Here is a 10,278-nt window from a genome sequence, read left to right as displayed (position 1 = left end):
GGTTGGGGTCGAGAGTTCGAATCTCTTATCCCGCTCCAAATATTTAAAAAGCCTCACTACTCTTTATATGAGCAGTGAGGCTTTTTTTTGTCTATTTTTCGGGGTTTGTAGAGTATTTTTTCGAATATTTGTTTTCTTAAAGTTAAGTTTATCTACTCAATTAAAAAGCTCATTTTCGGTGCGGTGCCCATTTGGTGCCCAAACCGTGCCCTGCCCTAAAACTGCGAATGCTGAATTGACCCCAACCTAGCTATTTTTAGAGCAGATAGAAATGAAGCGTGGTTTAATATTATGATTAAAAGGTTTTAAATTAGCGAACCTCTACTATAATAAGTTTACTGGTTAGTATTAACTAAGTTTTAGATGGCTCAATGACAATTAGGAAAAATATTATGGCAAAATTAGAATCAAACATCGAATTAGAAGCGGCGGCATTTCGTCGCTTACTGGCTCATTTAGACGAGCGTAAAGATGTACAGAATATTGAGCTGATGAACCTTGCCGATTTTTGTCGTAACTGTTTATCCAAATGGTACAAAGCTGCTGGTGAAGAGCGTGGTATTGAGATCGACTACGAGGATGCGCGCGAGCTTGTTTATGGCATGCCCTACGCTGAGTGGAAAGCGAAGTACCAGCAAAAAGCAACACCAGAACAGTTGGCACGTTTTAACGAAATTGAAGCTACCAAGAACAAAACGAATTGAAACCAACAGTAGTGGCTCAAATAAAAGAGCCACCATGATATAATTATATCGAAGAAGACAATATTGCCGCTAGATTAGCGGCTTTCTATAGATTTGAGTATACTACTAAATCCTATGGTTCCTTGTTTCTGCATTTGACGATCAAATAGGCGACCGATTAATGGCAACGGTACAATCAATCGACCCTCGGATATCCAAGTCACGTGTGTGGTGCCATCGCCCAAGTCTTTTAAATCAATGACGCCTTTATCATGTCGCATTTCGACAGGTTTAGCTTTTTCGATTTGGTATTGCATATGAGTAGGACGCTCAAACGCTGTAATCCGCTCCCAAAACTTAATAGGTCCCGCTTGAATGCTACGTAAAACGCCAACACCATTGCGCTCCTCATTACCTTCAGCGACTAACTTAGCAACTCCCACCGCTTTAAATGAGCCATAACTGGCATGGTCGCTCAGTGCTTCAAATACCTCATCAATCGGTTTTTTGACAATGCGTTCTACTTTTATTTTGAACATAATATGATCTCGTTAGGATTAAAGTTATTTCGCTTAGTGCCATTTTAGAAACAAATAAAGCCGTCACACTTCAAAAACTTATGATCGTGAAGAAGCTCGTCCTTTTGAAAGACGCTTACCATCAATACTACTCGACATCATCCAATAGCTTATTTAGCTCATCAACCATTGCGTCATCTATGATGCTGCCTTCAATATAACTTACGATCTCATCTACAGTCGTTAGATCCATGGCCGCAATGCCCAAGCTGGCTAGCTGCTCATTGATTGAGTCCAAGCTATCATTATCTTTGGAGTCGTCCAACAACTCTTCTTCAAACCTGCCTCTGACAAACCAATACATTTTTTCTAGTACGGTTTCTTTTTTGGTCAAAGTAGAATAGCCATCGCCATAAATGAACAGATTAAAATGATAAGGTATTTCTACATCATTGATGAAGAAAGCGCGCTGGCACTCTAGTGTATAGGCCTGAATCTCTTCGCCTTCAGTGCTATCGTCACTTTGAGTATCCTCATCATATTCAATCGCTTCCTCTACCAATCCGCCTAGCAACTGATAGCCGCCCACTTTGATTTTGTGATTATAAATAATACTCGAATCTGCAATTGCATCAAAAATAACGGCGCTGACATCTAAAGTATGATTATCAATATCATAAAATGCTTTTAGGGCAGGCAAAAACCCTGTCAGCTCCTCTTCAGGTACTTGAATGAGAAACTGCTGCTCATATATTTTAATCATATCTTCAGGCGCATAGGTATTGGCAGTGTCGTTCTCGTTTCTACCAGTAGGCTGCAAAGGTAAAAAATTATACGGGTTATGTTTGGTCATTCAAAACGGCCTTTTTGCTTGAGTTAAATTTGTGAAATGTCTGTGTGGCTCAATCTTTAAGAGCCTTAGTAGATGATACTTTCTTAATATCACGGCGCTCTAGATTTTATGCGCATATAGTAGAACCTCAATAAAATTGATACAGCATAGGAAACGCGCTCGATTAAACGCTACTTTTCTTGCTTGCTGTGACTGCGTCTCCAGAGGCTGCGAAAAATAGCGTTTAATCTTGCTATACCATTTTTATAATGGTTTCACTATATTGTCTCTTATCCAGGCAATTTTAGATAGACAGATATACAAGTTCAATCACTCTGATTTAGACAGACAGGCTAAATAACACAGACTAAAAAGGTATCTCCATACCAGTGACTAGCTAATTTGCTGCCATCCTGAGGTTGCCTGATATTCATCTTGATGCGCAAACAAAGGGTGAGCCTTGGCTTCCTGTAAATTCAGCACGGGGGTCACACAGACATCCGTTGCCGCAAATACGCCTTGCCAATGCTCAAGCGTTTGACTGGCGAATTTTTCCGCCATTGTTTTAGTCGCTGTTTGACTCTCAGGCCTATTGGGCATGATGCCAAGCTGCCAATGTATGTCTTTAAGCGCTGGCAACTCCAATACCTCACATAGACCTTGCCAAAATTTCAACTCTAACGAACCAACCGCCATATGTCGCTGGTCAGCGGTTTGGTACAGTCGATAACATGGTAATGCACCGCCTAAAAAGTCATGCTGTGGTATGGGAGCTGTACTTGAAGTATTATTTGAAGCACTATTTGAATTGTCACCTGAAAAACGACTGATTAGCTTACCCGTCACCTTTGGCATGACCATATGATTGTACAAACTGTGCGTCATGCTAATCGCAATATGTCGTCCTTTTCCGGTACGCTGCGCGGCAAATACAGCAGCCAACAGTGCTATCACTGCTGTATCACTACCACCTGCCAAGTCCGCAAACTGGACATTGGGCATAGCCTGCTCACCCTGAGCTGTTTTTAACTGATCAAGCACACCACTCATAGCCATAAAATTAATATCATGACCGGCCTTATCAGACCAATTATGATTTATTTGAGAGCTATTTTTTGGCTCAGCACTTTCTAAGTAGACACCTTCTTTTGCGTAACTGCCTGCGATACCATAGCCAGTAATAGATACCATTACCAGCTTTGGGTTGATGGCATGCAGGGTTTTAGTATCTAGTCCCATTTCTGCCAAGACACCTGGGCGAAAGCTGTCCAACATCACATCAGCTTCCTTAAGGTGAGCCTTTATAGTTGCAATCGCTTTGGGATCATGAAAATCATGCTTTTCAGTCGTCTTACCGTGATTCAAGGCAGCAAATAATTCACCAAACACCCGAGCAGGATCACCTTTTTTGGGTTCGATTTTAAGGACATCCGCGCCCAAGTCCGCAAGCAAACGCGTGGCAAAAGGTCCCGGTAGATTACGAGTCAGATCGACCACTCGTAACCCTTGTAGACAGTCTGCCATTTGATCATGATTTGATAAATGCGCATCAGTCATCGGAGAACGCCTCGCCTTTGGCTGCCATATCTAGCAAAATCTGAGCAGGCTCAAACCGTTCGCCATATTTCGCAGCCAGCTCACGACTCCGCTCAACAAACGCACTCACGCCCATTGCATTGATAAACTGTAGTGTACCACCGTGCTGCGGTGCAAACCCCCAGCCAAAGATAGACCCTATATTGGTGTCGGCAACTGAGCGCACGACGTTTTCCTCATAGCATTTGGCAGATTCATTGGCTTGAATAAACATTAGCCGATCCACCAAATCTTGCTGCGATGGTTGCTCTGACTTTGGCGGATATAAGTTTATCAGCTCAGGCCATAGATGCTTATCACCGTCTTCTGGATAATCATAAAACCCTTTGCCATTTTTCTTGCCCTCGCGCCCATGCTCATTGACCAGCGTCTTTAGTATCTCGTAAGAAGGGCGCACAGCAACGGACTTGCCTTCGGCTGCCATATCTACCTGCTGTTGCTCGCTGACATGCAACGCCAAGCTTAACGACACTTCATCTTGTAATGCTAAGGGCGGCATCGGCATACCTGTTTTTAGTCCGGCAACTTCGATGCTACGCGGATGCACACCCTCTCCTAGCATTGCGATACCCTCTGATACATAGGTGCCAAATACCCGCGAGGTATAAAAGCCATGACTGTCATTGACGACGATAGGCGTTTTGCCTATTTGCACAACATAATCAAAGGCTTTGGCCAACGTTTCATCATCAGTTTGCGCGCCTACGATAATCTCAACGAGCGGCATCTTATCTACTGGCGAGAAAAAATGCAGACCGATAAACTGGTTTGGTCGTGTACTGGCTTTTGCTAGCCCAGTAATCGGTAGTGTTGAGGTATTAGACGCATAAATAGCCATGTTTGAAATCACTGCTTCACTCTGCTGGGTACATTTGGCTTTGATTTCTCGATTTTCGAACACCGCTTCGATGATGAGATCACAACCAGCTAAATCATCGTAAGAGACGGTTGGCGTGATACGTTTTAGGAGAGCTTGTTTTTTCTCTTCGGTAGCGCGCTTTCGGCTGATGGCTTTATCCAAAATATTAGCAGAGTACGCTTTGCCTTTTTCTGCATTGGCAATTTCCGTGTCCAATAGCACGACGTCTATCCCTGCTTTGGCAGTGACATAAGCGATGCCAGCGCCCATCATGCCAGCCCCTAAGATACCGACTTTTTTGGTTTGGGTCTGCTCAAACCCTTGAGGTCGAGACTGACCTTTTTTGATGCTATTCAGCTGCGTCCATAAGGTGTTAATCATGTTTTTAGATTCAGTTGACAGTACGCAAGCGGCAAAATAACGCGACTCGATCTCAAGCCCTGTATCGATATCAACTAGGCATCCTTCAAACACACAAGACATGATATGAGTAATCGCTGGATAGTTGCCGTGAGATTTTTGATTGGCCATGGCTGGGGCGATAGAGAATATAGGCACTACCTTTGGATGCTTACTATCGCCGCCAGGAATTTTAAAACCCTTCTCATCCCATGGCTGCTGCGCGCTTGGATTGTTTTGAATCCAGTTTTTTGCTTGCTTCAGCATATCTGCTCGATCAGTGGCTATTGCATCAATAAGTCCAATATCTTTTGCCGCTGCTGGTCGTAATTCTTTGCCTTGCGTCATCAGCTCCAGTGCTACTTGAATACCGACCAACCTTGGTAAGCGCTGAGTACCGCCGCCGCCAGGTAACAAGCCCAGTTTCACCTCAGGCAAACCAAGCTTGGTCTTAGGCGTGTCAATGGCAATACGATAATGACAGGCAAGTGCCAACTCTAAACCACCGCCTAATGCGGTTCCTGTCATAGCAGCGACGACGGGTTTACCTGAGGTCTCAAGCGTACGCAAACTCCCTTTTAATTCCTCGGTCAATGTAAATGCTTGCGCCGCTGTCTCTATCTGGTTCAATTGATCAATATCTGCGCCAACCACAAAGGTGTCTTTGGCCGATGTGAGAATTAAGCCTGTGGCGGCGTCATCATTGATAAAACTATCAACTATCGTGGCGAATGCCTCCGTAAAGCCATCACCAATGACATTCATTTTGCGTTTGCTTTGGTCAATCGTAACGGTGACGACACCCTCGTCATCACGCTGGACGGAGAAGTCATCTAATGCGTTAATGGCTATTACGCTATCTACTGTTTGGTTATTTGTCATCATTTTTATCCCTTAAATGATTCTTTGTATATTGCGTTTTAGTCTATTTTAGAGAAAGGTTAAACACGCTCGATAATAGTGGCAATTCCCATACCACCGCCCACACATAGCGTAATCATAGCAGTCTGTAAGTCGCGGCGTTCCAACTCATCAAGGACTGTCGTCATTAGCATCGCGCCCGTTGCCCCAAGCGGATGACCCATAGCGATTGCACCACCATTGACGTTGACAATATCAAGCGAGATTCCAAAATCATCAGCGGTATTCATCGGCACAGCAGCGAATGCTTCATTAATCTCCCAAAGGTCTATGTCAGAGGCTTGCATGCCCGCTTTATCGAGGGCTTTTTGGCAAGCTGGCGTTGGACCTGTCAGCATAATGGCAGGCTCTGAACCAATGACTGAGGCCATTGTGATTTTGGCGCGTGGTTTTAGTCCTGCTTTTTGCCCAGCCGCCGCGCTACCGACCAAACAAATCGCCGCCCCATCAACGATGCCAGAAGAATTACCCGCATGATGCACATGACTCACGGTTTCAATCGTGGTGTATCGGTCTAATATCACACTATCAAAGCCCATTTTTCCCGGCATAATAAAAGAAGGTTTAAGACCCGCTAAGGTTTCGACATTGGTATTAGGACGGATGGTTTCGTCTTTATCCAATAGCATCATGCCGTTGATATCGGTGACAGGGACAACAGATTTGTCGTAATAGCCGTTCTCCCAAGCCTGTGCCGCGCGGCGATGTGATTCGGTGGCAAAAGCATCGACATCGCTACGGCTAAAGCCTTTAAGCGTTGCAATGGTATCTGCGCCCACCCCTTGCGGTACGAAATGCGTCGCTTCATTGACGCGCGGATCCATGTACCAAGCACCGCCATCAGAGCCCATCGGCACACGGCTCATTGACTCAACACCGCCCGCCACCACCATGTCTTCCATACCTGACATGATTTTGGCCGCTGCCAGATTGATAGATTCTAGACCAGAGGCACAAAAACGAGACAAGGTAAGACCTGCCACACTTTGTGCCCAACCAGCATCAATGACGGCGATACGCGCAATATCAGAGCCTTGCTCGCCCACTGGGGTCACGCAGCCAAGCACCACATCATCGACCAAACTGGTATCCAAGTTATGACGCTGCTCCATCTCCTTTAATAAGGTACGTGTCAGCCAAATTGGTGACGCCTGATACAAAGAGCCGTCCTTTTTTCCTTTGCCGCGTGGCGTGCGGATAGCATCATAAATATATGCAGTCTCAGTCATAAAAAATCCTTTTTTTATTTTTTAAATAAACAATAACTATCGTAGTTTTATAATATAAGCGTTTACATAAAGCGTGAAGCCAGCTCTTTCATAATCTCATTGGTGCCGCCATAGATTTTTTGCACGCGCGCATCAGCATATAAACGGGCGATAGGATACTCGGTCATATAGCCATAGCCACCAAACAGTTGCACGCATTCATCGATGACTTCGCACTGTTTTTCAGTGACCCAGTATTTGATTAATGACGCATGCGGTACAGACAGTTTGCCATCTAACATCGCATCGACTGCCGCATCACACATGGTACTGGCAGCGAGATAATCGGCATAGCATTCAGCCATCTTAAAACGCGTGTTTTGAAACTTCCAAATAGGTTTGCCAAAGGCTTCACGGCCTTTTACATAATCTAGTGTTAGATTGATAGCCAGCTTCATTGAGCCGACCCCTGATAGCGCAATGATGAGGCGCTCACGTGGCAGCTCTTGCATCATCTGTATAAAGCCCATACCTTCTACCGTGCCCAACAGGTTGGTTTGCGGTACACGGACATTGCTAAAGAAAAGCTCTGAGGTATCTTGCGAGGTCAGACCAATCTTATCTAGGTTACGTCCACGCTCAAACCCTTCTACGTTGTCCGTTTCTACGATGATAAGTGAGACACCTTGTGCGCCTTTTTCACGATCTGTTTTGCATGCTAATAAGATAAGATTGGCGTGCTGACCATTAGTGATAAAGGTCTTTGAGCCATTGATAATGTAATCATCACCGTCTTTTACTGCATAGGTTTTGATGTTTTGTAGGTCGGAGCCAGTGCCAGGCTCAGTCATGGCGATAGCGCCAATATATTCGCCCGTTGCCATTTTTGGTAGCCACGCTTGTTTTTGCTCTTCAGTACCATGGGCTAAAATATAAGGCGCGACAATACCTGAATGCACCATACCGCCAAATCCTGACTGATTGGCCTCAGTCTGTGCGTAGATGAGTGCGGCTTCGTGACCGAAATCGCCACCACCGCCGCCATACTCGCTTGGTATTGCCGCACACAAAAACCCCATCTCGCCCGCTTCTTCCCACGCAGCACGATCGATCATGCCGTTTTTGCGCCACTGCTCATCCTTTGGCTCCCAAGATTGAAACATTTTTAAGGCGCTGTCATACACCATCTGATGTTCTTCGGTCATCCAGTTTGGGGTAAATTTTTCGATACTCATGATGTCTATCCTTGACAATATTGTATGAATAACAGCTATATCTAAGTCCTTCTTAGAAGTTATGGTAATATATATTACCGTTATAGATATGCCATAAATTCTTTGTATTTATTAATATACGAGTCTTATACTAGGCTATGGAAAACCACTTCGCAATCCATTAAATAAAAATGGTAATTCAAATTACTTATTAATTTAATCACGTTAGATTATCGAGAAAATCACTTAACTGATAGGACGTATCAAATAACCAATACTTTAAGAAGCGATAAATATGAAAACCTTTAATCAGTCAGATAGCCCCACGCAAACGCGATCGCTAGCACCCCTATCCGATATGCGACCCGCAACTTTGGATAAAATTGAGCAAGCCGTTCGTAAAGTCTTTGCAGGATTTGATGCTAATGAGGTGACGATGGCGCAGATTGCAAAGTCTGCAAATGTCTCTTTGCAAACACTCTACAAGTATTTTGGAGACAAGCAAACGCTGTTTTATACCATTATGGATATTGTGCTCGGCAGATTAGCCGCTCGGATTATGGATCATCTGCAAGGGATTGATAGCGTACAAGATCGTCTACGTAAGACGCTGTGGGTATGCTTTGATTTTGTAGACTCGCATCCAGATGCGGTGATGGTGCTGTCTTCTGTGTCGGCCTCGCGTATACGTAATATCGCAATCTATGAAAACAAAGAGTTAATTGGCGCGTTTTTGGCGGTATTAGAAGATGGTCAAAATCGTGGGGTGCTCAATGACACTGTCCCACTGCACATACTCTTCGATGTGTTTATGGGATTTATCAGTCGACTTGGCTTAATGCATACCATTCGCCAAACAGAGACGCCATTAAATGCAGAGTTTGATGCGCTATTTGTGATTTTATGGCGCGCCATCTCTAAACCTGAAGCATTAAACAAAAAATTTAATGCAAAGAACCAAAAAGCCCCACGATAAAGTGAGGCTTTTTATACTGAGTCTTCTAATTTATACTAGGGCGTGTTGAACATTCGACCATGGCACTGACAGCGACTATTTTTTAGGCGATTCGATGTTAAAAATAATAAGTTTAGTCATTCTAAGCGCTTATTTTTAACGATGAAGCGGCAAAAAAGAGTCCTGTCCCCTGCTTTTATCGTTGGGGCTGATAATGCTCGCAGATGCTGTCTTGAATCACTGACTCACGTGCAGCATCGTCTAGCTTGGCAAAACCGATAGGCAGGTGTACTTGGGCAAAACGTGAAGCCGCACCACGAGACATCCAGTTATCGGCACTGGCAAATGTAAAATCCACCTTAGCTTGTAAGCTATATCTAGGTAACGTATGAGAGTGATTCGCTAAGTCATTTTTAATCTGAGCAATATCTTCTGCGAATGGTTGATACGGTATCTCAAGCACGGAAAATAGCTTTGCCAAAAACTCATCAGCGGTAAAGTATTTGTCCATATAGCTGCTATCAAGTCCAAGATACCTATGCGACAGTACATGGCGCAGGCGGTCACAGGCAGGAATGGTATGCTTGATAGGATAACCCATGGCGCTGACAATATCTTGCGAACGTAGCTCAAGTGTGGCTATCTGATTGATCGCATATTGTGCTAAGAGATGGCGTGGGTGATAACGACGGGTATATTGAGATTGGTTGGCAATGTGGCTCATGATATTGAACACCTTAGACTCCTATAACTCCGACGAAAAAGGTTGATATACGCCCAAATAGGCAAAAAATCAGGCACAAATGAGGTTGTCGGAGTACAGGCTCATGCGCTTTACCAAGGTTATTTTATATCGTGCTGGAAGTTGCAAGGTTTATCACGCTGCCATGAAACGGTTGTCACGGACGGCAATAACAAAACTGTTAAACCCACGATAGATCGTTCAATGATGATAGCACAACAGATAGCAGAAAATAAATACCGATATGTTTACTTATTTTTCAATGGTAAATGGTTGGGGTTTTAAATTAAAAGCACCTTATATTGAATTTTAATTCTCTTTATTTGAGCCCATCCCAGATTCTGTGTAACT

At 44.1% G+C, this 10,278-nt stretch carries 9 protein-coding genes; 2 read left to right on the top strand and 7 right to left on the bottom strand.

The features are described from left to right. Positions 1 to 392: 392 nt before the first annotated feature. Positions 393 to 704, top strand: a complete 312-nt coding sequence (locus AS194_RS12045) for a DUF1244 domain-containing protein (RefSeq protein ID WP_058025732.1) — start codon at positions 393 to 395, stop codon at positions 702 to 704. 74 nt (positions 705 to 778) lie between these two features. On the opposite strand, the gene AS194_RS12040 is transcribed toward AS194_RS12045, so the two are convergent. The 6 genes from AS194_RS12040 to AS194_RS12015 all read right to left on the bottom strand — a co-directional run bounded on the left by AS194_RS12040 (position 779) and on the right by AS194_RS12015 (position 8,251). After that, positions 779 to 1,222: an SRPBCC family protein gene (locus AS194_RS12040; protein ID WP_058025731.1), complete on the bottom strand. Its 444-nt coding sequence runs from the start codon at positions 1,220 to 1,222 to the stop codon at positions 779 to 781. 127 nt (positions 1,223 to 1,349) lie between these two features. Then, positions 1,350 to 2,054 carry a hypothetical protein gene (locus tag AS194_RS12035; protein ID WP_058025730.1) on the bottom strand — a complete coding sequence of 235 codons (705 nt, stop codon included), beginning with the start codon at positions 2,052 to 2,054 and terminating at the stop codon, positions 1,350 to 1,352. 372 nt (positions 2,055 to 2,426) lie between these two features. Beyond that, positions 2,427 to 3,590: a CaiB/BaiF CoA transferase family protein gene (locus AS194_RS12030; protein WP_058025729.1), complete on the bottom strand. Its 1,164-nt coding sequence runs from the start codon at positions 3,588 to 3,590 to the stop codon at positions 2,427 to 2,429. Beyond that, on the bottom strand, positions 3,583 to 5,772 hold the full coding sequence (locus AS194_RS12025; protein ID WP_227511653.1) for a 3-hydroxyacyl-CoA dehydrogenase NAD-binding domain-containing protein: 2,190 nt from the start codon (positions 5,770 to 5,772) through the stop codon (positions 3,583 to 3,585). Before AS194_RS12025 ends, AS194_RS12030 begins: the two co-directional genes overlap by 8 nt. Positions 5,773 to 5,828: 56 nt before the next feature. After that, a complete protein-coding gene (locus AS194_RS12020) occupies positions 5,829 to 7,037 on the bottom strand; it encodes an acetyl-CoA C-acetyltransferase (protein ID WP_058025727.1) in 1,209 nt (402 codons plus the stop codon). A gap of 62 nt (positions 7,038 to 7,099) precedes the next feature. Then, positions 7,100 to 8,251, bottom strand: a complete 1,152-nt coding sequence (locus AS194_RS12015; RefSeq protein WP_058025726.1) for an acyl-CoA dehydrogenase family protein — start codon at positions 8,249 to 8,251, stop codon at positions 7,100 to 7,102. Positions 8,252 to 8,525: 274 nt separating this feature from the next. Between AS194_RS12015 and AS194_RS12010 the strand changes: the two genes are divergently transcribed. Beyond that, a complete protein-coding gene (locus AS194_RS12010) occupies positions 8,526 to 9,206 on the top strand; it encodes a TetR/AcrR family transcriptional regulator (RefSeq protein WP_058025725.1) in 681 nt (226 codons plus the stop codon). Positions 9,207 to 9,381: 175 nt separating this feature from the next. Here AS194_RS12010 and AS194_RS12005 read toward each other — a convergent pair whose 3' ends face one another. Then, complete coding sequence (locus AS194_RS12005) at positions 9,382 to 9,909, bottom strand: hypothetical protein (protein WP_200960361.1); 528 nt, start codon at positions 9,907 to 9,909, stop codon at positions 9,382 to 9,384. Between the last annotated feature and the right edge of the window lie 369 nt (positions 9,910 to 10,278).

The organism is Psychrobacter piscatorii (genome assembly GCF_001444505.1).
Lineage (GTDB): Bacteria > Pseudomonadota > Gammaproteobacteria > Pseudomonadales > Moraxellaceae > Psychrobacter > Psychrobacter piscatorii_B.
The sequence above is the reverse complement of the archived record's forward strand: the minus strand, read 5'-3'. Positions and strand labels throughout refer to the sequence as shown.

Excerpts from the sequence above, each read along its gene's own strand:
- AS194_RS12030 (WP_058025729.1), bottom strand. The coding sequence starts at position 3,590 with ATGACTGATGCGCATTTATCAAATCATGATCAAATGGCAGACTGTCTA.
- AS194_RS12010 (WP_058025725.1), top strand. The coding sequence starts at position 8,526 with ATGAAAACCTTTAATCAGTCAGATAGCCCCACGCAAACGCGATCGCTA.
- AS194_RS12020 (WP_058025727.1), bottom strand. The coding sequence starts at position 7,037 with ATGACTGAGACTGCATATATTTATGATGCTATCCGCACGCCACGCGGC.
- AS194_RS12045 (WP_058025732.1), top strand. The coding sequence starts at position 393 with ATGGCAAAATTAGAATCAAACATCGAATTAGAAGCGGCGGCATTTCGT.
- AS194_RS12015 (WP_058025726.1), bottom strand. The coding sequence starts at position 8,251 with ATGAGTATCGAAAAATTTACCCCAAACTGGATGACCGAAGAACATCAG.
- AS194_RS12025 (WP_227511653.1), bottom strand. The coding sequence starts at position 5,772 with ATGATGACAAATAACCAAACAGTAGATAGCGTAATAGCCATTAACGCA.
- AS194_RS12040 (WP_058025731.1), bottom strand. The coding sequence starts at position 1,222 with ATGTTCAAAATAAAAGTAGAACGCATTGTCAAAAAACCGATTGATGAG.
- AS194_RS12035 (WP_058025730.1), bottom strand. The coding sequence starts at position 2,054 with ATGACCAAACATAACCCGTATAATTTTTTACCTTTGCAGCCTACTGGT.
- AS194_RS12005 (WP_200960361.1), bottom strand. The coding sequence starts at position 9,909 with ATGAGCCACATTGCCAACCAATCTCAATATACCCGTCGTTATCACCCA.